General features: G+C 35.6%; 24 protein-coding genes. 12 read left to right on the top strand and 12 right to left on the bottom strand.

Features of this window, described 5'->3' with window-relative positions:
• Position 1: 1 nt before the first annotated feature.
• The 5 genes from LC418_RS19955 (at position 2) to LC418_RS19935 (ending at position 5,496) form a co-directional block, all read left to right on the top strand.
• On the top strand, positions 2-3,670 hold the full coding sequence (locus tag LC418_RS19955) for a DUF6443 domain-containing protein (RefSeq protein ID WP_223560405.1): 3,669 nt from the start codon (positions 2-4) through the stop codon (positions 3,668-3,670).
• On the top strand, positions 3,670-4,101 hold the full coding sequence (locus tag LC418_RS19950; protein ID WP_223560404.1) for a hypothetical protein: 432 nt from the start codon (positions 3,670-3,672) through the stop codon (positions 4,099-4,101). The genes LC418_RS19955 and LC418_RS19950 overlap by 1 nt, the downstream gene beginning before the upstream one ends.
• A 184-nt stretch (positions 4,102-4,285) precedes the next feature.
• A complete protein-coding gene (locus LC418_RS19945; protein WP_223560403.1) occupies positions 4,286-4,870 on the top strand; it encodes a hypothetical protein in 585 nt (194 codons plus the stop codon).
• 195 nt (positions 4,871-5,065) lie between these two features.
• Positions 5,066-5,290: a hypothetical protein gene (locus LC418_RS19940; protein WP_223560402.1), complete on the top strand. Its 225-nt coding sequence runs from the start codon at positions 5,066-5,068 to the stop codon at positions 5,288-5,290.
• A gap of 8 nt (positions 5,291-5,298) precedes the next feature.
• Positions 5,299-5,496 carry a hypothetical protein gene (locus LC418_RS19935; protein WP_223560401.1) on the top strand — a complete coding sequence of 66 codons (198 nt, stop codon included), beginning with the start codon at positions 5,299-5,301 and terminating at the stop codon, positions 5,494-5,496.
• Between the two features lie 1,103 nt (positions 5,497-6,599).
• Here the strand turns inward: LC418_RS19935 and ruvC are convergent.
• Together ruvC and LC418_RS19925 are read right to left on the bottom strand one after the other, a co-directional pair.
• Positions 6,600-7,154 (bottom strand): crossover junction endodeoxyribonuclease RuvC, encoded by a 555-nt coding sequence (gene ruvC, locus LC418_RS19930; RefSeq protein WP_040997663.1) that lies wholly within the window; start codon positions 7,152-7,154, stop codon positions 6,600-6,602.
• Positions 7,155-7,214: 60 nt separating this feature from the next.
• Positions 7,215-7,736, bottom strand: a complete 522-nt coding sequence (locus LC418_RS19925) for a 2'-5' RNA ligase family protein (protein WP_223560400.1) — start codon at positions 7,734-7,736, stop codon at positions 7,215-7,217.
• Positions 7,737-7,818: 82 nt separating this feature from the next.
• Between LC418_RS19925 and LC418_RS19920 the strand changes: the two genes are divergently transcribed.
• Together LC418_RS19920 and LC418_RS19915 are read left to right on the top strand one after the other, a co-directional pair.
• Complete coding sequence (locus tag LC418_RS19920; protein ID WP_034746505.1) at positions 7,819-8,142, top strand: PadR family transcriptional regulator; 324 nt, start codon at positions 7,819-7,821, stop codon at positions 8,140-8,142.
• A complete protein-coding gene (locus tag LC418_RS19915; RefSeq protein ID WP_223560399.1) occupies positions 8,139-8,864 on the top strand; it encodes a hypothetical protein in 726 nt (241 codons plus the stop codon). Before LC418_RS19920 ends, LC418_RS19915 begins: the two co-directional genes overlap by 4 nt.
• A gap of 81 nt (positions 8,865-8,945) precedes the next feature.
• Here the strand turns inward: LC418_RS19915 and LC418_RS19910 are convergent, their stop codons facing one another.
• Positions 8,946-9,923: a serine hydrolase domain-containing protein gene (locus LC418_RS19910; RefSeq protein ID WP_223560398.1), complete on the bottom strand. Its 978-nt coding sequence runs from the start codon at positions 9,921-9,923 to the stop codon at positions 8,946-8,948.
• Positions 9,924-10,212: 289 nt separating this feature from the next.
• On the opposite strand from LC418_RS19910, the gene LC418_RS19905 reads away from it, so the two are divergent.
• A complete protein-coding gene (locus LC418_RS19905; RefSeq protein ID WP_223560397.1) occupies positions 10,213-11,622 on the top strand; it encodes a pyridoxal phosphate-dependent decarboxylase family protein in 1,410 nt (469 codons plus the stop codon).
• 85 nt (positions 11,623-11,707) lie between these two features.
• On the opposite strand, the gene LC418_RS19900 is transcribed toward LC418_RS19905, so the two are convergent.
• The 3 genes from LC418_RS19900 to LC418_RS19890 all read right to left on the bottom strand — a co-directional run bounded on the left by LC418_RS19900 (position 11,708) and on the right by LC418_RS19890 (position 16,662).
• The gene (locus tag LC418_RS19900; RefSeq protein WP_223560396.1) at positions 11,708-12,418 is read right to left on the bottom strand and encodes a Dph6-related ATP pyrophosphatase; all 711 of its coding nucleotides are present in this window, start codon (positions 12,416-12,418) and stop codon (positions 11,708-11,710) included.
• Between the two features lie 16 nt (positions 12,419-12,434).
• On the bottom strand, positions 12,435-13,205 hold the full coding sequence (locus LC418_RS19895) for a hypothetical protein (RefSeq protein WP_223560395.1): 771 nt from the start codon (positions 13,203-13,205) through the stop codon (positions 12,435-12,437).
• Positions 13,206-13,314: 109 nt separating this feature from the next.
• Positions 13,315-16,662: a methylmalonyl-CoA mutase family protein gene (locus LC418_RS19890; RefSeq protein ID WP_111955610.1), complete on the bottom strand. Its 3,348-nt coding sequence runs from the start codon at positions 16,660-16,662 to the stop codon at positions 13,315-13,317.
• Between the two features lie 187 nt (positions 16,663-16,849).
• Here LC418_RS19890 and LC418_RS19885 point away from each other — a divergent pair, with 187 nt between their 5' ends.
• Complete coding sequence (locus LC418_RS19885) at positions 16,850-17,182, top strand: hypothetical protein (RefSeq protein ID WP_223560394.1); 333 nt, start codon at positions 16,850-16,852, stop codon at positions 17,180-17,182.
• On the opposite strand, the gene LC418_RS19880 is transcribed toward LC418_RS19885, so the two are convergent.
• On the bottom strand, positions 17,179-18,291 hold the full coding sequence (locus LC418_RS19880; protein WP_223560393.1) for a DUF3667 domain-containing protein: 1,113 nt from the start codon (positions 18,289-18,291) through the stop codon (positions 17,179-17,181). The genes LC418_RS19885 and LC418_RS19880 overlap by 4 nt on opposite strands.
• Positions 18,292-18,617: 326 nt before the next feature.
• Here LC418_RS19880 and rplM point away from each other — a divergent pair, with 326 nt between their 5' ends.
• The 3 genes from rplM to rpsB all read left to right on the top strand — a co-directional run bounded on the left by rplM (position 18,618) and on the right by rpsB (position 20,411).
• Positions 18,618-19,073, top strand: a complete 456-nt coding sequence (gene rplM, locus LC418_RS19875) for a 50S ribosomal protein L13 (protein WP_034706094.1) — start codon at positions 18,618-18,620, stop codon at positions 19,071-19,073.
• Positions 19,074-19,079: 6 nt separating this feature from the next.
• Positions 19,080-19,466, top strand: a complete 387-nt coding sequence (rpsI, locus tag LC418_RS19870) for a 30S ribosomal protein S9 (RefSeq protein ID WP_045501218.1) — start codon at positions 19,080-19,082, stop codon at positions 19,464-19,466.
• A gap of 183 nt (positions 19,467-19,649) precedes the next feature.
• A complete protein-coding gene (gene rpsB / locus LC418_RS19865; RefSeq protein ID WP_111955604.1) occupies positions 19,650-20,411 on the top strand; it encodes a 30S ribosomal protein S2 in 762 nt (253 codons plus the stop codon).
• A gap of 110 nt (positions 20,412-20,521) precedes the next feature.
• On the opposite strand, the gene LC418_RS19860 is transcribed toward rpsB, so the two are convergent.
• From LC418_RS19860 to LC418_RS19840, 5 genes are all read right to left on the bottom strand, one after another.
• Positions 20,522-20,959, bottom strand: a complete 438-nt coding sequence (locus tag LC418_RS19860) for a DUF6759 domain-containing protein (protein WP_223560392.1) — start codon at positions 20,957-20,959, stop codon at positions 20,522-20,524.
• Between the two features lie 5 nt (positions 20,960-20,964).
• Complete coding sequence (locus LC418_RS19855; protein ID WP_223560391.1) at positions 20,965-21,663, bottom strand: DUF6759 domain-containing protein; 699 nt, start codon at positions 21,661-21,663, stop codon at positions 20,965-20,967.
• 20 nt (positions 21,664-21,683) lie between these two features.
• On the bottom strand, positions 21,684-22,361 hold the full coding sequence (gene trmB / locus LC418_RS19850; protein ID WP_111955600.1) for a tRNA (guanosine(46)-N7)-methyltransferase TrmB: 678 nt from the start codon (positions 22,359-22,361) through the stop codon (positions 21,684-21,686).
• A 97-nt stretch (positions 22,362-22,458) separates the two neighbouring features.
• On the bottom strand, positions 22,459-23,232 hold the full coding sequence (locus LC418_RS19845) for a DUF6759 domain-containing protein (RefSeq protein WP_223560390.1): 774 nt from the start codon (positions 23,230-23,232) through the stop codon (positions 22,459-22,461).
• Between the two features lie 196 nt (positions 23,233-23,428).
• On the bottom strand, positions 23,429-24,217 hold the full coding sequence (locus LC418_RS19840; RefSeq protein ID WP_111955596.1) for a hypothetical protein: 789 nt from the start codon (positions 24,215-24,217) through the stop codon (positions 23,429-23,431).
• Positions 24,218-24,362: the final 145 nt, after the last annotated feature.

Raw genomic sequence — 24,362 nt, 5'->3', positions numbered from 1 at the left:
CATGAAGAAAATATTAATCATATTATTAGGGGTAATTTTTAGTTATTCCTACTCTCAGAATCTCACGGATACTGAAAATTATATTTACAAAAAAACATATCTATCTGACCCTTCTGATCCTGTACAGAAACAATTAGAAGAAGTTCAATATTTAGATGGGCTTGGGAGGCCTAAGCAGGTAATATCTGTAAAATCTACGCCATCAGGGCAGGATATGGTTTTACCAATAGTATATGACCAGTTCGGAAGGAAAACAAAAGATTATTTACCTGTTCCTGTACAGACTTCTAATGCTGGTATTCAAACTTCAGTTACAGAAAGTACGGTTAATTCATATTATGGGGTTACCAATGCATTTTCTGAAAAAGAGCTTGAATCCTCACCTTTAAGCAGAATGTTTCAATCTGCCAGTCCTGGAGAAGAATGGAAAATGAGTTCAGATCATACTGTAAAATATGATTATGATGCCAATTCGACAGCTGATCAGGTTAAGAAATATCAGGTTACTATAGCATGGGATAATACCAATCAGATTTATAATTCAAATCTCTCTCAGCTAACTTTGTATGATGAAAATTCATTATATAAGTTTAGTATTAAGGATGAAGACAACAATGAAAAGATAATATTTAAAGATCTTTATGGTCATATTATACTGATTAGAAAAAATGACGGGGTTCATAATGTTGATACATACTATGTCTATGATAGTAATGATCATCTGGCTTATGTGATTCCGCCATTAGCATCTGCTTCATCTGCACTGACAACAACGATGTTAGATAATTTATGCTATCAGTACCGTTATGATAACAAAAATAGATTAGTTGAAAAGAAAATTCCAGGAAAAGGCTGGGAATATATGGTGTATAACAAGGCTAATAAACTCATTATGAGCCAGGATGCCAATATGAAGTCATCTTCGAATTGGATGTTTACTAAATATGATAAATTTGGAAGAGTAGCTTATACGGGTATTTCAATAACTTCCCTTACAAGACAGGCATTACAAACCAATGCAAACGCCAGCACCAATCTATACGAATCCAGAAGCACAGCTACCTTTACAATAAATGGAATGCCTATATATTATTCCAACATAGCTACTCCTGTAAATGTAGGAAAGGTCTTAACAATCAATTATTATGATACTTATCCTCCACTTCCAGCAGGTATTTCGATTCCCTCTTATATCATAAATCCAACACAAGAAGTATTAACACAGGATGCACAAATCTCATCAAGAAGTACAAAAAGTCTTCCCACGGCTTCTTATGTGAAAAATATAGAGGATGACAATTGGAGTAGAGATTTTATTTGGTATGATACAAAAGGAAGAGTAGTAGGAACCCATTCTGTCAATCACCTGGGAGGATATACTAAAACTGAAGCAGAACTTGATTTTTCAGGTGTCGCAAAACAAACCAAAACCTATCACAAAAGACTTAATACAGATACAGAAAAAATTGTTATTGAAACATTTGAGTATGATAACCAAAACAGGTTGAAAGTACAAAAACATAAAATTGACAATAATACCGAGGAAATTTTAGCCCAGAATGAATATAATGAACTTTCGCAGTTAAAGACAAAGAAAGTGGGTGGAACAAATATTTCAATGCCACTTCAGACCGTTGATTACGTTTATAACATTCGAGGCTGGATGACAGCAGTTAATAATCCCAATAACTTAGGAAATGATCTATTCGGATATAAAATCAAATACACCCAGCGTGAAGGCTTAGAGATTCCTAACTCAGATTTTCCTGATCTTAAAGTAAAGCCCAAATATAATGGGAATATCGCAGAAGTAGATTGGAAAACACTTACTGAAGAAAATGAGCCTTTAAAAAGATACGGATATTCTTATGATTCATTAAATAGGCTTTTAGGAGGCTTTTACCAAAAGGCAGGAAGTGAAACTGCAAAAGAATACTTTGAAAAACTGGAATATGATCTGAATGGTAATATCCAGAGATTAAAAAGGTCAGAAGGAGCTCTCATTGGAGGTAATACGGCACAGGTAATTGATAATCTGAAATATGATTATGTTGGAAACAGATTAATAAATGTAACGGATGAACAGCAAAACCCTTCAGGCTATCCTTATCTGGTCAATCCTAATACCATTGAATATGATAATGGGGGTATTGGTAATGGAAATATGACAAGCCATCTGGATAAGGGTATTTCCTCAATACAATATAATTATCTAAATTTACCCAAACAGGTTACTCAGAATGCCAAAGTAACAAATTACACCTACAGAGCAGACGGAGTAAAAGTAAAGAAGCTCTTTGGAGATATAGAAACAGATTATCTGGATGGGTTTCAGTATAAATCTACAAGACCATCGGAGGAAGGCACAGCAGGTGGCTTGATTCCTGAACCAGATCCTAATGAAATTCCTGTAGTAAAGCTGAGAATTATTCATACATCAGAAGGATATTATGATGTACTAAACAATACATATATCTATAATTTTACAGATCATTTAGGAAATATAAGGTTAAGCTATACGGACACTAATAAAGATGGAATTATACAGCCGAGGCAGTACCGTGTACAGCAATGCGATGGACCTTGGGATCCTTGGAATCCACCCAATTGCATAGATTACTGGAAGCCAGGTGAAATTGTTGAAGTAAACAATTACTATCCTTTTGGTATGCTGCATAATTATACAGTTACGCCTCGTAATACTTATCAGTATAAATATCAAGGCCAGGAGCTTCAGGAGAATGGTTGGTATAGCTTTAAATGGAGAAACTATATGCCAGATGTGGGCAGGTTTTTCAATATTGATCCGCTAAGTGAAGCATATGCTTATCAGTCGCATTACAATTTCTCTGAAAATAGGGTCATTGATGCCTGGGAAATAGAAGGTATGGAAGCATACATTCTTAATGATCAGGGAGATATGGAAGTAAATGGACTGAGTTTATCTCACACAGAATACTCAATAGGAACAGATGGAACAAGAGATATTGAAAATATTGATTTAGGGACATTTAGTGCTTCATCAAACCAAAATAACAGTTCTAATTTTAGCTGGGGAGATGCAGCAAGAATTGGAGTTGGTTTCATTCCTGTTGTAGGAAGTGGATTGGATATTTATGAAGGCATAAGAGACGGCAACTGGGTGCAGACTGGTATTGGTGTAGGAGGATTAGCTCTGGACATAGCAACACTGGGAGCAGGATCTATCATCAAAGGAAGTGTTAAAACCATTGGTACAGAGCTGGTAGAAGAAGGCTTGGAACTAGCTGCCAAAGATGCTGCTAAAACTGCTGCTAAAGAAATTGCAGAAGAAGGAGCGGAAAAAAGTATGAAAACTCTTTCTCGAACAGAGATGTCGGGTATTTGGGGGAAAGGAGCTGAAAATGGATATAAATATAATGATTATAACCAAGCTAGAAGCGCTGCTTTAAAATGGCTTGACACTCAGGGGTTTAAGGCAGAGCAAGAAGTATTTGGAAAATTTGGAACATCAAAAGGTAAATCAATTGGGATGAGTACTGCTGAAGGTAAAGTGGGATTCAGAGTTGAATTTGATGCCCGTAGCGGAGCACATATAAATGTTTGGTCAGGTAAATTAAAAGGTCCACATTTCCAATTCAATAGTTCTGAAAAAACAGTTAATAAAATTATAACTAGATTCTCAAAATAATGAAGACAATCCACGATAATGAGTTATTAGCAAAACTCAAAACAGAAATAAAAGAAAATACAATAATTATTCACGAAAATATTAAAGATCTTATTAGTGAAATAGAGGCAAATTATCCTATGGGATTTAGTGGTATTGATTGGGATAAAAAGAAACCTTTATTTTTTATTGATTTCAATTCTGAAGCTAACCTTTTAGAAAAAGTAGATGATGAATTCTTGAAAATTTTAAATGCTTTTCCTGAATTATTGAATGAAAAATTAATAGTTATCGGGGATAATTTAACTGAATTAGGTTATGAAGCTAGCTTTAAAGATTTTATAGGTCTAAACAAATTATTTTTATCTATTCCACAACATGTATATTTGTGGTTTCCAAAAATCAAAAAATGCATTAACATAACATTTGAAAATGAATTGATTTTCGGATAAAATTATTTCCAAAAATATAGTAATTAGAGTATTGAATTTCAATGCTCTAATTTTATTAAAAGAGGCTGTATAAAAACTAGGTAAAGTTTGGCATTGGATGTGACGCAGGTTATATACTAAAGGTGGAGTAAGCAGCTATAAAAGAAGGTCCAGATATGGCCCCCCGCTACCGCACGATTGCATCGTGTGGCAGATAAGAAGATGGGGTGTGGTGGAACCGTTGAGTGAATTACAATTTGCTTACAATCCATATTCATATGTTTATGGAAACCTTATAAGATTTAACGACCCAACAGGAATGATTGGAGAGGAAGATCCACCAAAGAAAGGTTCTACTCCTAATAATCCTATTGAAATTGGAGAGATTATATTGACAAAAAATGTAACTGATTCTAAGCTGTCATTTATGGGAATCCAAAGTTTAAGTGCTTATCATGGTTCTCAGGATAGATTAGCTTTTGGTATCAGAAATAGTAAAGCAGCTCTTGCTACAGAAAAATTTGAAAGAAATCTGGCTTTTACCATGGGAACTTTCCTAATAGGTGGAAGTAATCTTCTAGCTTCTGCAGGATGGGCTACTCTTGATGCGGTGGTTGATTATCAAGACCCTGAAGATCAGGAAGCTATTCAAGTTGTTCAATTGGCAGCAATTGCTGTTCAAGTGAAGCATGGTAATGTTTCTGCATTAAATAAAGCAGTAAATTTCCCTTCATGGAAAAAAATTGCTGTTGATAGAACATATTGCTTCAGGCCATATGATTGGAGGTGAAAGAGTTTCTTCTTTAAAAACTTTATTTTCAGCAAATCTCAAGTTAAAAAATTAGTTATAAACGCTTATAAGAATAGTAAATTAGTAAAAACTCAAGGAGAAAGAGTTCTCTTTCAAGGAAACGGGATAGAAATGTGGGTAAATAAATCCACTAAAACGATAGAAACCGCATGCCCTATTGTCAAATAAACAGAAATGAATAAAATAAAATTACATATAGACAAAAATTCTTTCAGAAAATACAAGGAAACTATTACGGGAATTATTTATTTGGAAATTAATGATTTTTTATTTCCTGAAAAAAATTGGAATGATCTTATCATTGTGATGATGAATAATTGGGTTAAGTCATTAAGAGATATTAAATATAAAGTTTCCGAACACGCTGAACTGTTATTTTTGATGGTCCTTTTTTTATAAAAGTTAAAATGTTAAATGAAGAAGATTGCATAATTGAGTTTTTTGAAGATCATAGATCAAAAAATATTTTATCTACTGTGCAAATAAAATTTGAGATTCTAGTTAACGAAGTTTTTCAAATTGCAAACTTATGTAGTACATTATGTAAAAAACAAAACTGGGAAACCGAAGAATTGAATAAATTAGATATTTTATTGCAAAAATAAATTCATATAACACAAAAACCCGCTCTTGCTACAGAAAAATTAATTATTGAGAGAAACTATCAAAATATTATCAGTTCAAATACTAATCAATTTCCATTTTTGTGTACAATTATTGTTGAAAATTTGGATGATAAGAATTTAAAACTAGATCATAATATTTTGAAAAATCAATTATTAGATTGGGAAATTGATTATAATAAATTTTCAGCAAATGATTTATGGTTCAGTACAAACAGTATTTGATTACTCTTTACCCCGCTTCGCAAAGTCTGTGACTTTGAGCAGATAAAAAAAACACTGCAATTGCGGTGGTTTACAATAAAAAATTATTTAGGATGTAAGGGTAGGCTTTGGAAGAATCACACCCAATGCATCAGGAATTAACTCCAAGAGGAGCAGCATCCCCTAAAAAAGATTTTTCATACTATCCATCAAAATTTTATAAAAGAAATTAATGCTTAAAACTAATTTAATCAATATCTTTTTGTATTTAATAATTAAGTACATTTTTTTCTTTTTTCTACTTGCTTTTATTGGAGATCGATTTAAAAATATTGTTTTAGATAATGCTGGAACATCATCTGAAGTATCTAAACTTACTTTAAATTATATTTTATTTGCTTCAATATATACAATCCCTTTAATATTGGTTTTAATTTTACCTCTATATTTTATTTTTAAAATAAATAAAGGAATATATTTTTTACTTTCTGTAATATTATTTTTTACAATGGAATACTTTACTTATACATATTTGTATTCTCCTTCGGATAAAACTCTGGGGATTTATAATATTATAATAAGTGTAGTTTTATTATGGGTATTCTTCTATAAATCTATACGATTAAAATTTTTCTAATTGACAGGGATATTCGCATGTGAAGATAGTAGAACCAACCGCAATTGCAGTGGGTTTATACATATAACGTGGCAACATTTTTATTAATGAATTAATAAAAAGAAATGGACAAATAGTAGATTCATATTCATTCAATTGCGCAACTTATACCCAATCTGGCGCGGTGTCTTTACGTTTAAAAAAAAAATAACCACTGTGAAAAACAGTGGTTTTATTTTAAAATTTATTTACAATCATACGATGTCTACTTTACCCTCCCCGGATTCTGTTTCAAAAAACTATCCCATCCGCTGTAGGATTTTGTATCTGCAATAGTCCCGGAATTAAAATGATGGCAGACTGCAACAGCCAAGCCATCTGAAGCATCTAAATATTTGGTAGGAAATTCTTTCAGTTTTAAAAGGTTCTGGAGCATTCCGGCTACCTGTTCCTTGCTGGCATTTCCGTTTCCGGTGATGGCCATTTTGATCTTTTTGGGAGAATATTCCGTGATGGGAATATTTCTGTACAGGCTTGCGGCCATTGCAACGCCTTGTGCCCGGCCCAATTTAAGCATACTCTGCACGTTTTTCCCATAAAATGGAGCCTCCAGGGCCACTTCATCAGGATGATATTCATCGATCAGAGCTAATGTCTTATCAAAGATATATTTCAGTTTTGTTTCGTGGTTCGGATACTTTTTCAGGATCAGTTCGTGGATGGAAATCATTTCCATTTTACTTTTGGTCACGGAAATAATGCCGAAACCCATAATCGCTGTTCCGGGATCAATCCCTAAAATTATCTTCTCTGAAATCATGCTTCAAAGATAGGGTTTATAAATCTTTTTTGTTGAATTGTGGTAAAGTTTGATTGAGCCTTATTTTAATTGTTTTTCAGCAATAGGAATCCATCTTCCGTCATGGCGAAGAAGTAGAATTTTGTCGACTAAAAATTTAGTTTTGTATTCTTTGTTCTTGTAAATCTCCCACGCTTTCAGATAGTTGTCAAAACTAAGGTTTCTGTAACCAACGGTCATGTGAGGCGTAAAAGATTTCTTGCCAAAACTGAAGTGCTGTGTTACCCTTTGATGAAGTAAATTTAAATTTTCGTTGGCTTCAGGCTGTACAAAAATGACCGCATTTTTTGGATTGGGAAAACTTCCGAAACCATTCAGTAGTATTTCAAAGGGAGGAATATTCGTATCTATCTTCTGGAAAGCAGTATGAATATCACTTTCCAGTTCAAGTTCTCTTTCAAAAGGTGATAATAAAGTAATATGTGCATCATTGGTTAATGCTTTTGAATTATCATAATTCGCAGCAAGATCTTGTTTGAACACCTTTACTTCATCAATGATACCCTGTGGAGGATAAATAGCGATGAAATACATTTTTTTCATGCCGCAAAATAGATATTTTTCAGAAAAAAAATAATACATAAGAAAATTATGCATAGATTTACAAGGTATAAAAAAAAGGTTTTTGAAAAAGAACAGTCTTTACAAAGGAACACTCCAGAACATTATTCTAAAACTGCTTTCTAAAGAAGTGAAAATGTATGGCTATCAGATCACCCAGCGTGCCAAAGAACTTACAGAAGGGGAGCTTGAGATGACGGAAGGTGCGCTGTATCCGCTGCTGCATAAATTGGAGAATGACGGGATGATCACCTCAGAGATCCAAAAGATCAACGGTAGGGACCGTAAATATTACCTCCTGACAGAAAAGGGAAAGAAACACCAGGCTGTTCAGGAAAACGAGATGAAAAGTTATTTGTTAAACCTCAATACCATTTTTAACATATGATGACCAAAGCACAGGAAAAACAGGTTACAGATTATCTTATTTTTCAGGAACTTCCTCTTGATATTTTAGTGGAAATAAAGGACCATATGATCTCCCAGATTGCAGATGTTCAGCTTCGCAAAAATCTGAATTTTGAAGACGCGTTTCTGAACGTAAAAAAATCATGGGACGGAGAATTTAAAATGGTAAGTTACTTTTTATTTTCTCCTGTAGAGATTCCACTAATTGTAAAAAAGATCATTAAAGAAAAATTTAATATACTCCTGAAAAAATCTCTTATAATAGGTCTTGCTTTCTTTGGAATTAACCTGCTGCTGATTTATTTTTCAAAAGATCAGGAAGAATACACAATATTTTTCAGACTACTGAATGGACTGTTTTTACTGATAATGGGGACGGTATGGTTATTAAATATTAAAATCTGGAAATATATGAGAACAGATTTTAAATACAAAGGAAAGTGTTTTTACACCTCATACCAGCAGAATACGGGTTTGATGGTAATATGTATGATTTCCATGTTGCAGATTGTTGGAAAAACCGGGCATTATGCTTACCAGTTTTTCAGAATGCAAAATACATCCGAAATAGCCGGAACACTTATTACATTGCTTGTTCCCTTTGTTATGCAGACCTTTGTGATTTTCACCCTGTTCAATTTTTTTGAACATAAAAAGACCCTGAAAAGAATGCAGGATTTTCTTCAGCCTGCGGGCAATTGATATTCGGCGGTAGCTATCAGTCCAATAGTAACTTCCAGCACCTCAGGCTTAATTTTCTTATCCGAATTCAGGTTAAATAAATTAGTGTTTTGCTTTGAGCTGTAGCAAAGTGTTCTCAAGATGGTCCGTAATCTTTTTAACTTCCACATGAGGCCTGAAAGTTGAACTTTTTCCCTTTTCTTCATCCGCAATATTAGATAAAATAATAACAGAGGTTTTGGTTTGAGGATAATAAATATTCAGCGAAGGGGAGCCCTTTACATAGCCGCTGTGAAAATAACTTTCAGGGCTTCCGATATTGATCATGATGCCGTAGCCATAGCCCATTTTCCCTAAAATGGCATGATGCCTTTCCGAACTTTTAGAAACAAACTGCTTTAAAGTTTCAGCTTTGAGGATTTTTCCGCTATAGATCGCATTATTCCAGATGTGGAGATCTTCTATGGTTGAAAGAATGCCACCCGCCGGAGTTCCTATATCCTTTCCTCCCAATCTTTTTGGCATATTCGGAACGGCTGTAAATTTTGTAGCATTTCCCAAATAAGCACCTGCAAAATTCTTACCCTCAAAGATATTTCCCGTGGAAGAATTTTTCATTTCAGCTTTTTTGAACAGTTCCATGACATTTTCATCGTATGATTTTCCTGAAACAACTTCTATAATTTGGCCCAGAGCATTAAAGCCGTCATTAGAATAGAAAAAATCCGAACCGCTTTTGAACATCAGTTTTCCTCCGAAAGTATTTAATCCCGAAGTGTGATTTAAAAGCTGGTGAATAGTAATATTTTCATACTCTTTGATTTGAAATGATTTCAGGTATTTGGATGCTTTGTCACTAACGTTCAGTTTTCCCTGTTCCATCTGGAGAAGAATAAGAGTAGCAGTAAACTGTTTGCTTACAGACCCAATAGCAAAAACCGTATTGCTGTCGATTTTTACCTTATTCTTGAAATCGGAATAGCCGTTTTCTTTCCTGTACAGTTGCAGAGAATCTTTAAATATGGCAATACTTCCATTAAAATTATATTTTTTAAATACAGAATCAATCTGCTGTTCCAAAAGTGTTTTTTGAAAAGCTGTAATTGTGGAATCAATAATTACATTTTTGTTAACCGGTTTTTGGAGAGTTTCAGTTTTACATGAAAACAAAAAGCAGAAAAGCAGAAGAAAGGAAACGTTTTTTATCACAGGTGTTTTATATTAAAAGTTACTGACTTTAGGACTGATACATATTTAAATGTAAGAAAATCCTTTGAAGTCTCAAAGAGAAGCAAAATTTGTGCTAAGCCAGGGTAGAATCTTACAAGTATTTAATATTTTTGAATAAATTATTTTACAATATATCATAATGAAAGAATATTTGAAAAGCGATTCAGTGCAAATAGATCATATACTTGAAATCATAAAGCAGCAAGGAACTCAATACTTGAATACCCTGGCAGAAAGGCCCACCTCTGTAAATAATAATCGGGCACCTGAAAACATAAGATTGCCGGAGTCCGGTTTTGGAACTGAAGAGACTTTAAAAATATTCAATGAAAGATTTGAACCCATCATAGTAGGATCATCAGGGCCGCGGTACCTTGGGTTTGTAACCGGAGGCACTACTCCAGCTTCCATTGCGGGAGATTGGCTGGCAACAGTCTACGATCAGAATACTCAAACTACAACAGGCCAGGGAGATATCTCGGGCAATGTAGAAATGGAAACCATAAAGATGCTGCTGGATCTACTTAGCCTGCCGCAAAGTTTTCTGGGAGGTTTTGTAACCGGAGCTACAATGTCTAATTTTACATGTCTGGCTGTCGCAAGGCAATGGCTGGGAAAAGAGCAGGGAAGGGATATTGCTAAAGAAGGAATTTCAGGAACTGTTAAAATACTGACAGCTACACCCCATTCATCATCCATAAAATCGCTGTCACTTTTAGGGATAGGAAGCAATAATATTATAAAGATAAAAACTGCTGCAGAAGATCGCGAAGCGATTAACATACAGGATCTTGAAGATCATATCATACAGCTTAATGGAGAACCGTTCATCTTAATTTCCAGTGGAGGAACCGTGAATACGGTTGATTTTGATAATTTTGCAGAGATCAGAAAGCTGAAAGGAAAATATAAATTTTGGTGGCATATAGATGCAGCATTCGGAGGTTTTGCAGCCTGTTCAGATACTTATAAACATCTTGTTGACGGCTGGGAATACGCAGACAGTATTACAGTAGACTGTCATAAATGGTTAAACGTTCCCTATGAAAGTGCGGTATTTTTTGTAAAAGAACAATACAAAATTTTACAGATGGAAACCTTTCAGAATTCCAATGCTCCTTATCTGGGGGATCCGTTGGAGAATTTTAATTATTTGAATTTTCTTCCTGAGAATTCAAGAAGATTAAAGGCGCTTCCTGCATGGTTTTCTATCATGGCATATGGCAGAAAAGGATATCAGGATATTGTAGAAAGCAATATAACGCTGTCTAAACAACTTGCCCAACTGATTGAAGACAGTAAGGATTTCAAATTATTGGCTCCCGTAAGGCTAAATACAGTATGTTTTACTTTAAAAGAGGAAGCAAAACAGGATCAGGTTAACAGATTTCTGGAAGCACTGAATGACACCGGAAAAGTCTTCATGACTCCAACTTTTTATAATAAGCATAAAGGAATCAGAGCTGCTTTTGTTAACTGGCAAACCACCGAAAAGGATGTCGAGCTGATATTTAATGTGATGAAAAACATAATAGCAACGCTAGAGTAAAGTAATAAAACTTGTTTATCATTGCGTTAATTTTTAATCTCTGAATTCAGATTAAATTAAAAATCGCCTTGTAATTAATAGAATCTTATTTCAAAATAAGATCGCAGAACCAGAAAACATACTCACCGTCTTCATCTTCAGGATTTACTTTAGGTTTAGGGTAGGTTTTCTTTACTGTTTCTCCTATTTCAAACTGAACAGGATTTTTAAAGATAGGCCCATCAAAAGTAAATGTGTGGAATTCTCCGTTTTCTCCACATGAATCAACATTTTCAGGAAGATCATTGATGAAATCCTGGTCAATGATTCTTCCTGAAAAGCTTTTGTCCAGATAAGTTTCATTCACACAGGTCACAATCGTTTTGAAGCCAAGATTAAGAAATTCGTGGATGAGGTCGGTTGTATCCTGCTTCCAAAGTGGAAATATAGCTTCCATTCCTATCAAATTCAGCTGGTCTTCACGGTATTTCCGGAGGTCTTCCAGGAAAATGTCCCCAAAAACAGACTGCGTAATGCCCATAGCTTGAATGTCTGACATCGTTTTACCCATAATCTCACGGTATTCTTCCATGGATGATTCCTTGGGGAGCTCCATTTTAATCAAAGGCAGTCCTATATTTTCAGCCTGCTTTTCTAAAAGTGAGACATGAACACCATGCATGGAAATCCTCTGAAACTCTTTATTGATACTGGTAAGCAGAGTTGTAACTTCAGTCTGATTTTCCTGTTGGATTTTATAAAATGCAAGGGCAGAATCTTTTCCACTACTCCAGTTGAATACGGCTTTTGGTTTCATTAATTCATTCTGCGTTTTATTTTGCTGCATCATTCATTTCTGCTTCAAATTGTGCCAATCCGGCTTTTGTGCTTCCTTTATCAGTTGCTGTTTGCCATTCTTTTTTTGCTTTGGTTTTGTCACCCAGACTATAATAATAGCTTCCTAAAACCGTATGGCCTTCAACCTCGCCCATGCTGATTATTTTTTGTCCTAACTTGATGATTTCAGGATTCTGTTTAGGCTTTTTCAGTTTGTTTTTTAAAACGGCTTCCATTCCGCCGACATCGTTCATGATCATCAATCCAAATTTCTCCATACATGCCTTTGCAAGACCTCTGGTACATAAATCGTCAATGGTTTTTGTATAATTTGTCATTGCGTTTTCATCAAATAATTTGTCAAGATCATTGGATTTGATTCTTGTTTTACGGTAATATTCATAAAGAAGCTGTGCATTTTTCTTAGCCAGGGCATCATCTTTTCTGTTGTTTTCGGCAAGGCTGTCTTTCTTTAGGTCCCACTTGGTGTCCTTAACCCAGGTTGAATTACCGGTTAAACGGTTTTTAGACATTTTAAAAATAAAAATATCCTTATCCGGGAAAACAACCACAGAATCATTTTTCACAAAATAATCTCCTTTTCCATATCCTGCAATATCGACCTTTCCGTTACCATCAAAAGCAAAATATGGGTATAACGTTTCTTTAGAATTGGTCATAAAATAACCCTGGAGGTTGTTATCAGCTTCTTGAGCATTGAAGAGTCCGGAGGAAATAATTCCAATCAGGAATAAAATATATTTCATTAGTTAAAATGTTGCTGTTGTGTAAAAATACAAAAAACCTCAAAGAAATCTCCTTGAGGTTTAATTTATAAGTTGAATATTGCTCAACAATGTTTAAAATTGTCTGGGTTTACATATTTCTTCTGTATTTACCACCCACTTCAAATAAAGCATTGGTAATCTGTCCAAGAGAACAGTATTTAACAGCATCCATCATCACGGCAAATAAGTTTTGCTGGTTGATGGCTGCATACTGTAATTGTTTTAAAGCTTCTGCAGATCTGTCTTCATTTGATTTCTGGAAATTATGTAAAGTTTCGATCTGAACCTGCTTTTCTTCCTCAGTAGAACGGATAACTTCCCCCGGACGTACTGTTGGTGAGCCGTCTTTTCCAAGGAACGTATTCACTCCGATAATCGGATATTCTCCTGTGTGTTTCAACCATTCATAATGCATGGATTCTTCCTGAATTTTTGAACGCTGGTACATGGTTTCCATGGCGCCAAGCACACCGCCTCTTTCTGTAATTCTGTCGAATTCCGCATAAACTGCTTCTTCCACAAGATCCGTAAGCTCTTCAATAATAAATGATCCTTGAAGAGGGTTTTCATTCTTAGCTAACCCTAATTCTTTATTAATAATTAACTGGATCGCCATGGCTCTTCTTACAGACTGCTCAGTCGGCGTTGTAATAGCCTCGTCGTAAGCATTGGTGTGAAGAGAATTACAGTTATCATAGATTGCGTAAAGTGCCTGAAGCGTCGTTCTGATATCATTGAAATCAATTTCCTGCGCATGCAGCGAACGTCCTGAAGTCTGGATGTGGTATTTCAGCATCTGGCTTCTTTCGTCTGCTCCGTATTTCAGCTTCATAGCTTTTGCCCATATTCTTCTTGCTACACGGCCGATCACTGAATATTCAGGGTCGATACCGTTAGAGAAAAAGAATGACAAATTCGGGGCAAAATCATTGATATCCATTCCTCTTGACAAATAATATTCCACGTACGTGAAACCATTTGCCAAAGTAAATGCCAGCTGGGAAACCGGATTCGCGCCCGCTTCTGCAATGTGATATCCTGAAATAGAAACGGAGTAGAAGTTCCTAACTTTTTCCGTGATAAAATATTCCTGAACGTCGCCCATCAAACGAAGGGCAAATTCAGTAGAGAAAATACAGGTATTCTGAGCCTGGTCTTCTTTTAAAATATCAGCCTGAACCGTTCCACGAACTGTTGCAATGGTTTTAGCCTTAATTTCGGCATAAGCTTCAGCAGGAATCACTTCATCTCCTGTTATTCCTAATAATTTTAATCCTAAACCATTGTTGGAAGGAGGAAGTTCACCGTTGTATTTTGGTCTTTCTAAGCCTCTATCATCAAATTTTGCTTTTAGAGCTTTTTCAACATTCGCCTCAAGATTATGCTCGGCAATATATTTTTCAACATTCTGATCAATCGCTGCATTCATAAAGAAAGCCAGCAGCATTGGAGCAGGACCGTTGATGGTCATAGAAACCGAAGTCATCGCATTTACCAGATCAAAACCTGAATACAGCTTTTTAGCATCATCTAATGTTGCGATAGAAACTCCCGCATTTCCGATTTTACCATAAATATCTGGTGGTAAAGCTGGATCTTGTCCGTATAAAGTTACAGAGTCAAACGCTGTAGATAGACGTTTTGCATCCATTTCCGCAGAAACGTAATGGAATCTTCTGTTGGTTCTTTCTGGTCCACCTTCTCCGGCGAACATTCTTGTCGGATCTTCTCCTGTTCTTTTGAAAGGATAAATTCCTGCAGTGTACGGGAATCCTCCGGGAAGATTTTCCTGACCCTTCCATTTGATCAGATCACCCCAGTCTGTGTATTTTGGTAAAGCAATCTTTGGAATTCTTAAGTGGGATAAAGATTCCGTTGAAGTTTCCACTTTAATTTCCTTTCCTCTTACAAAATAAGAATAAAACTCTTCGTGAAAAGCTTTTTTCGTATCATCCCAGGTTTTTAAGAAGTCGATATTTTCCTGCTGAAGATCTTTTTCTGCTTTTTGATATTCAGCGTCCAGGGTTTCATTCGAAAGGAAGCTTTTTACCCCTTCAATATGATACATTTTTCTGGCTAATTCAGCCTGCTTTTCAACGTTGGCGTCATATTGTCTGTTGTTTTCAACGATTTCAGATAAATAACGAACTCTTTTTGGAGGAATGATGGTTACTTCGTCTGTAATTTCCTGTTCAACAAAACCTTGTAAGTTTAAACCGGAGAATTTATCATTTACTTTTGCAACTAATCTATTGTATAATTCAGTTGTTCCATGATCATTGAACTGAGATGCTTTTGTTGCATAAACAGGCATATCATCCAACTGCTGTTCCCATAACAGATGGTTTCTCTGAAACTGTTTTCTAACGGCTTGAAGGGCATCAAGAGCCCCACGTTTATCAGATTTATTTAATGCCACTAAATCAGCATAATCTAGCATGTCAATTTTCTCCAACTGCGTAGAAGCTCCGTATTCAGGAGTCATCACGTACATTGAAACATCCGCAAAATCAGATACCTCCGAACCTGATTGACCAATACCCGAAGTTTCCAGAATGATAACATCAGGATGAGCCAGTTTCAAAACATTCAGTGCAGAATGAATGAACGGTGAAACGGAAACATTGTTTTCTCTTGTGGCCATCGAACGCATATAAACTCTAGGATCATTGATCGCATTCATACGGATTCTGTCTCCCAAAAGAGCACCTCCTGTTTTCTTTTTAGAAGGGTCAATGGAAATGATGGCGATTTTTTTATCAGGATTTGAACGGATAAAACGTCTTACCAGTTCATCTGTTAATGAAGATTTTCCCGCTCCACCAGTACCTGTGATACCAATGATAGGAATATTTAGATCTTTTGATTTTTCGTCAATTGCTTTTACCAGTTCAGGTTTTTCTTCTGAGAAGTTTTCGACGGCGGAAATGACTTTAGCAATGCTTGTGGAATTTTCAAAACTGATTGAATCCAGATCACCAGCGGTTATATCTTTTCCTGTCGCGAAATCCGATCTTTTAACCAAATCATCGATCATGCCCTGCAGGCCAAGTTCACGGCCGTCATCCGGAGAATAAATTCTGTCGATTCCGTAAGACATGATATCCTCAATTTCTTCCGGCAGAATTACACCGCCGCCACCGCCAAAAATTTTGATCTGCGGGGAGTTTTTTTCTCTTAAAAGGTCGTAGATATATTTGAAATATTCATTGTGGCCGCCTTGGTATGAGGTTAATGCAATAGCATTGGCATCTTCCTGGATCGCTGTGTTAACAACTTCCTCAGCTGATTTGTCGTGTCCCAGGTGGATCACTTCACATCCTGTTCCCTGGATCACGCGGCGCATGATATTGATCGCAGCATCGTGTCCGTCAAATAATGACGCCGCTGTTACGATTCTCACTTTGTTGGTTGGAGTATATTTTTGGGTTTCCATAAAAAAATCTAGAAAATTTCTGAATTTTCAAATATAATAATAAAATAAGAACCTTTTGGTTTTGTTTAATGGTTTGATTTTAAGAGAGTTGATTGCAGGTGGCGGGTTGTTATTTTCCCAACTTAACAATCATTCGTTTAATAATGACAAGTAAATTCTTTATTTTTGCACCATTAATATATAGAGTATGAAAAAGGCTTTGATGTACTTTGCTTTAGGAACCGTTCTTAGTTTCCTGATTAATTATTTTTTTTACAGTTCTGATAATGTAGGTCTTGATATATATTATGCCCTGTCTTTTGGGATAGCATGGGGAATTGCTTATTATCTGGATACGCCCAATTTTACATTGCCGCAAAAATTAGGTATTTCCTTTGTTGCAATGGGCATTTTGGTGCTCATCGGAACATTCATATTCAGCCTTGAGCTTGCAATTCCTTCAATACTTAAGTTTTCCACGGTTTTTGTAGCCTATTATCTTATTGCTAGTTTTAGGGCAAACAAGTCCCTGCGTAGTTAATGCATTAATAAAAAGCTAACGATTCCCAAGCCCATTAATAAGAATGTAAATAAAACGGTGTTGATAAAGAATAGAATAGCACCTACTAAAATAGTCAGGGCAGGGTGCGTGCGGTAGGTCTTATAATGAGCTACAAAAAAATAACATCCTGCATAAACAGTAGCTCCTGTAGTCAGCAACCATTTCATAATAATGGCAAAGCTGCTTGTTTCATCAAAATAGCTAAACACTTTATTCAGTACAAAAAGAAGAAGGGTCAGCAATAATAAAAAGGAAAAATAATGGAGAGTAAAAACACCATGGTCAAAATACCACCACTTTTTTTTACTGTGAAATATCCATAGCAGAAAAGCAAACAGAGGAAGGTATATGAAAAGAGCTTTTGGTAAATTGTGAACCGAACTCTTAATAAAAAGATTGATAATCTCACTAGGAGAATGGCCTTTTTCTTCCAATTCAAAGATTTTAGCTACGAAAGGGCGAAAAGTCTGATATTTGTGTCCGTTCTTTTGATCTTTCTTATCAAAATCCTTCATAGACTGCAGTCCTAAAGATTTTGTAATGCTCTTATTCTCTTTAAATATATTTTCAACATCTACATCATCTTGAGCTGTATTTTTAACTTGGCTGGAATCTAATGCACGAGTCAGCATTCCGCCGGTAAGGGAATCCGCCTTTAGTGCTTCCGGAGACTGTAAAGCCTCATTTACAGCTTTATTTTTAGCGGCTTCTTTTTGAATCTCTTTATTGATTTCTTTTGCCTGGCGGGAATTTTCCTTTCCGAAATTTAAATCTGTTATCTGAAATGAAATAAAGAGAAATGTTATAAAACTGATAAAGATGTAAAGCTTCACCGGCGGGACAAACTGCTGTCTTTTTCCTTCGAGATACACCTTTGTAAGTCTTCCAGGCTTAAAAAGCAGATTTTTCATAGTTCCCCAAAACTGGCCGTCATAATGTGTGAAGTCTTCAAAAAAGTGAGTGAACAGATAGTAAAAAGGATGGCGGCTTTCTATATTTTGCTGTCCGCAGTGCGGGCAGAATTTTTCTTCAACCTGGTGCCCGCAGTTCAGGCAGGTTTTATCTTCTCTTATTTTTCCGTGGCTCATGGATAGTTAGAACTTTGGGCACAAATATAAATATTTCGCGAAATAAATAATCATATTAATAAGCTTTAAGGAAAATCTTTAAAGTAAAGTTAATAAAGAACGAGTTAATTTCTAAACTCTTTGCGTTTTTAGAATTTTTTGAAATGTTTTCATCAGACATCATTTTACAAGCTATATGTAAAGTCAATGGTTGATAATCAATTAAAAGGAATTGAAATCTGGAGATAGTACAGATTAAATAAAATATGTTTTTGGGTTACGAAAATAATTTGTACCTTTGCACACCCTTTTAGGGGAAAATTATGTTTAATCTTTAACTAAAACGTGTGAATACATTAAGTTACAAAACTGTTTCAGCGAACAAAGCTACTGCTAATAAAGAATGGGTTGTGGTAGACGCTGAAGGACAGCCGTTAGGAAGACTAGCTTCTACGGTTGCAAAGATTTTGAGAGGTAAGCACAAAACGAACTTTACACCTCACGTAGATTGTGGTGATAACGTAATCGTTTTGAATGCTGGGAAAATTACGCTTTCCGGAAATAAGTGGGCTGATAAGACTTACATCTGGCATACAGGTTACCCTGGTGGACAGAAGTCTATGACTGCGGCTGAACTTCAGAAGAAAGATTCTTTAAAAGTATTGGAGAAATCTGTAAAAGGTATGTTGCCAAAGAACAGATTAGGATCTGCTTTATTGAAGAACCTTTATCTATATGAAGGAACTGAGCACAAACATGAAGCTCAACAGCCTAAAACAATTAATGTTAACGAATTTAAATAATTAATTATGTCTATAGTTCACAAAATCGGAAGAAGAAAAACTTCTGTAGCAAGAGTTTATGTAAGACCAGGTTCTGGTGTTATTACAGTAAACGGTAAAGATGCTGCAACTTATTTCTCTACAGACGTGATGGTTTACAAGTTGAACCAACCGTTTATCCTTTCTGAAACTGTTGGTCAGTATGACGTTACCGTAAATGTTTTCGGTGGTGGTAATACAGGTCAGGCAGAAGCTATCAGATTAGGTATTTCAAGAGCTTTATGTGAAATCAATGCTGAATTCAGATTAGCTTTGAAGCCAGCTGGTTTACTTACAAGAGACGCAAGAATGGTGGAAAGAAAGAAGCCAGGTCAGAAAAAAGCAAGAAAGAGATTCCAATTCTCAAAACGTTAATTTTCAGACTTCAGATTCAAGATTTCAAATTTCAGAATATATTCGGTTTGTGGTCTTGTATCTAATATCTATTTATCAAAACAAAAAAATTGCCCGTTACGTTTAGCATCCAAACACTTCTCCCATCTAAAGAAGTTGTTGATTGTTTAAAAGACGGAAAGTAAACTAACAAAAACAGAAAACATGGCAAAAGCAAATGTAAAAGACCTTTTAGAGGCTGGCGTACACTTCGGTCACATGACCAGAAAGTGGAATCCAAATATGGCTCCATACATTTTTATGGAGAAAAACGGTATTCACATTGTAGACTTACATAAAACAGCAGTTAAATTAGATGAAGCTTGTAGTGCTTTAGAAAAATTAACTTCTGCAGGTAAAAAAGTTCTTTTCGTAGCTACTAAGAAGCAAGCGAAAGAAGTGGTTGCAAAACACGCTTCTGAACTTAATATGCCTTATATTACAGAAAGATGGCCTGGAGGTATGCTAACGAACTTCGTTACAATCAGAAAGGCTGTAAAGAAGATGAACCATATCGACAAAATGAAAAAAGACGGTACGTTCGAAACTTTATCTAAAAAAGAAAGATTACAGGTTGACAGACAAAGAGCTAACCTAGAGAAAAACTTAGGTTCTATCTCTGACATGGTTCGTCTTCCTTCTGCAATCTTCGTTGTAGATATCATGAGAGAACACATCGCTGTAACTGAAGCTAAGAAATTAGGTATTCCAGTTTTCGGTATTGTTGATACAAACTCTGATCCTAGAAAAGTAGATTTCGTTATCCCAGGAAACGATGATGCTTCTAAATCTATCGATATGATCCTGAACATTGTTTCTGATTCTATCAAAGAAGGACAGTCTCAAAGAAAAGCTGATAAAGAAAAATCTAAAGAAGAAGGAGAAAAAGTATCTGCTGAAACAGATACTGATTTCGATGCTGAATAATTAAAGATTTTCTTTAATATAGGAAAAACGCTGGATAGAAATCCAGCGTTTTTTGTGTTTTCATATCCTGATATATAAGAGAACCCCGCTCAACTTGAGAGGGGTTTATTTTAATTGCTGATCTTTATAGCATAAGATGTGGTAATATACTTTGTAGAATCATAAGAGGAGTTACAGAGCATTCCGGAGAGTCTGTAGTTCCGGTTTTTAGGCACCATTGTATAACCCACTTTACCGGAGCCTATCGGGATCTTTTTAAGGAAGCCGGTGCTGCTCACAGTAAGGACCATATTGCAGGGAGATTTATTTTCCACCGAAATAGAAGTTCTGGGATTGCTGGGAGAATCCTCATTAAGGAGATCTGTTAAAACATCTGCTGTTTCAGGTTTATAGGTCTTAATAAGCTCTGCATATTCTCTTTCCGTACTCATCACAGTGCTTCCCGTACTTGAAGGAGTTCTTATAGGATAGCTGGGATAACTGCTGTAGCTGGCACTGCAGCTTATAAGGATAAGTGAAATTCCGGAGAAAGTGGCTAGCTTTTTCATTCAGTTTATTTTTTTGATCTTTTCTTTTTTGAAGGTTTCACAGGTACAGTTTCCTTTTGATCTTTTGCTGCATCTTTATTGGCATCAGGCCTGGGTGTACCGGGATTTTCAATCACTACAAATATACTTTTTTTTATGTCTTTCTGAGAGGAGTATTTTACATCACAGACATTACTGTTCAGGGTATAAGAACCCTTATTGAGAATGATAAAATTCTCACCATGTGCAGGAACTGCCAGGTTGTAGAAATTTTTTCCTTCAATTCTCAGGATGATATTGCAGTCCGAATTATTTCTAAATAGAAGCACAGCCTCTTTACTGGTAATATCTTCATCAAACATCGCATTCAGAAGTTTTACCGTTTTATCTTTATGCTGATCAGAAGTTTCGGCGATGAGTCTTTTAAACTCTTCCGCATCATTAGAGTTGGAGTTTCTCAAAAATCTGTTCGGAATATCAGTCATTACCGGCCTGGCTTCCATTGGTTTTGCGGTTTTAGCACCTTTTGTCCAGTTGGAATTCTTTAAGGCAATAAGTTTAGGTTTTAGCACATATCTTTTAGGGTCATCAGGGTGTGCATTCTTAAGGTAGTCTTCAATTTCCTTTGTATTTGTGCTTTTTAGGATATCCTTGTGTTTTTTCTGCGCCGAAGCGGAACCCGAAACCAGGAAAAAGAAGAGGAGGGTCGTTAAAATTTTTTTCATCAATTTGTTGTGTTATTCCATTAGCTTATCCGGAATTTTATATAAGTTATTGTTTTTCCTTTAGCAGAGAAAAGCTCTTCATAGTAGGTTTTTATGTCTCTGAGATGCTCCGTATTCGGATCGTACTCAGGAGCGCCATAAATGTCGTGGTGGGCTGTAATGATTTCATAACCGGCACCCTGCAAATAGCCTAATGTATAGCCATGCAGAAATTCTGAATCCGTTTTCAGATGGATGATTCCACCTGGCTTCAGGAATTTTTTGTATCGTTCTAAAAAGTCAGGATGAGTAAGCCTGTGCTTTGTACGTTTGTATTTGATCTGAGGATCAGGGAACGTGATCCATATTTCGTCAACCTCATTTTCTGCAAAAAAATGATCTACAAGCTCAATTTGTGTTCTGAGAAATGCTACATTATTCATTCCGCTATCCACAGCTTCCTTGGCTCCGAACCAGAATCTGGCTCCTTTAATATCTATTCCGATGAAGTTTTTTTCAGGGAATGTTTTAGCAAGCCCTACAGAATATTCTCCTTTTCCGCAACCCAACTCAAGTACGATTGGATTTTCGTTCTTAAAGAAATCCTTTCTCCAGTTGCCTTTAAGCGGAAAACCATTGAGTGCATCCTCTCTTGTAGGTTGGATAACATTTGGTAAAATCTTGTTTTCAGCGAATCTTGCTAATTTATTTTTGCCCATCGAGTCATTTATAAAATCCTGCAAAAATAGCAATTTTTACATAGATTACCCTGCCTTTTAGACATAAAAGGCAGGTCTCGACAGATTTTAGGAATGCTTACTGAGTTGGAGAACTTCCCAATGTAACCATTATAGCTTTTTCGATTGTTTTTTGAGAAGCATACTGAGCGCCACAAACGAGACTTGTGAAAAGATACTGGCCCTTATCTATAACAATCGTACTGTCATCATGGGCAGGAACGGCAAGCCTGTATTTGGTAGTTCCAACACCTTCCATTCTCACAATGATATTACAGTCAGAATTGTTTTTGATCAGAACTATACTTGTTTTGCTGTTTGGATCGTTGTCGAACAGGGAATTTAATATTTTGACCGTTTTATTTTTGTGCTCTACCGGATTTACAGCCATCAGTAGATTAAACTCCTCAGCTTCGGCATTCGGAACAGCGACATTGACGGATGTATTAACGACAAAAGCATTTTGAGTGGTACTTGGCGTATACACCACCGTAGATTGTTTGGCAGCAAGTTCTGCTTTATATTTGGCGATCTGTTTCTGTTTGATAATAGCGTTCATTTCATCAAAACTGATCTTTGTAGACGGTCTTCTTTTCAGCAAAGCAAGCATTTCCTGCATGTCTTTTACTTTTTGGTCTGCAGGATGAGCATCTTTAATGTATTGCGTCATCATTTCCATCACTCTGGGTTTCAATACAGACCGGCGGGGATCATCGGGGTGGGCATCTCTGAGAAAAGCATTGATCTCATAGATGTTTTTACTTTTTAAAATATTCGTGTAGTCTTTCCCTCTTTTTTGGGCAGATAAGTTAAAAAACAGAACAGAAACAAATAGTAAAAGTAATTTTTTCATTAACAAATATTAAGTTAAAAGCTGATGTTCTTTCTTAATTTGTGTTTTTGGGTCATTAGTTTATTACAATAACGAAATACAATTGTTTTTATTTTAGATACGTCATTGTGAGATAAAATTAAACATATTTTTAAATAAAAAAAGAAATGTATACTATAAATTATTAAATAGTATACATTTCCTAAAATATAAAAGTTTATTTAATGACTTCCTGAAGATTTGAAGTCTTAAGCCTTTTCTGATAGATCGGGAGGTACTTTTCGATAGGAATTTTTATCGCCTCAAAATTACCGGACAGGACATACGCTTCAATATTTTCTGAAGTATAAACAAACTGAAGGAAATTATCAATAAGGTTGTCAGGGATTTTGAACTTGGCAAAATAATCTTTACCGAGATAATTCTTAATTTGGGCCACAGAATTATTCATTCTTTCATAGGCCATATAACGTTGTTTTTTCTTTCTGTCTCCCGAAAGGATATCATAGATGCTTTCCAGGCTGAAAGTAAGTCCGCCGTCTCTTAATCCCGCAACCGGAAGTTCAGGAGAGGTTCCGTCACCCTTAGGCTCAGGCAGTCCAATCACTTTTTTGATAGCCAGTCCTTTATCTTCTTTTCTTATAGAATTTACGTCATACCTAAGATTTCCCGTAGGCTTGAACCTGCTCAATACAATTTCCTGTATCTCGTAATAAGCAATTTTCAATTCAATTAAATTTTTCTGCTGCATCATCTGGGGAGTAAGCTTTACATCTTTTCGTTCTGTGACGATAGAAGTAAAACGGATCACATCTCCGGGAACGGCAGGTATATTATAAGTACCGTTATAATCAGTAAGTACCGTTTTCTGGGTATTCAGATTGGTTACGTAAACCTGGTTAAGATACAAGATTGAGTTGTCTCTTAAAAATACCTCTCCGGAATATGTCTGTGCATTGATTTTTGCCAGAAAAACCAGCATCAATAGGGTAATTAGCTTCTTCATATAATTAGGGCAAAATTACGTAGAAATACGGCAATTTATACCTATTAAGATAGTGATTACAGGTTAAAGTTATATTAAACTTTAATACTTAACTGTTAATGAATGTTATAAATAATCATAAATAAAAAACGATATCATGAAATTT

Source organism: Chryseobacterium lathyri, assembly GCF_019970085.1.
Lineage (GTDB): Bacteria > Bacteroidota > Bacteroidia > Flavobacteriales > Weeksellaceae > Chryseobacterium > Chryseobacterium lathyri.
Note: the sequence above shows the minus strand (reverse complement) of the source record. Positions and strands in the feature narration are given on the sequence as shown.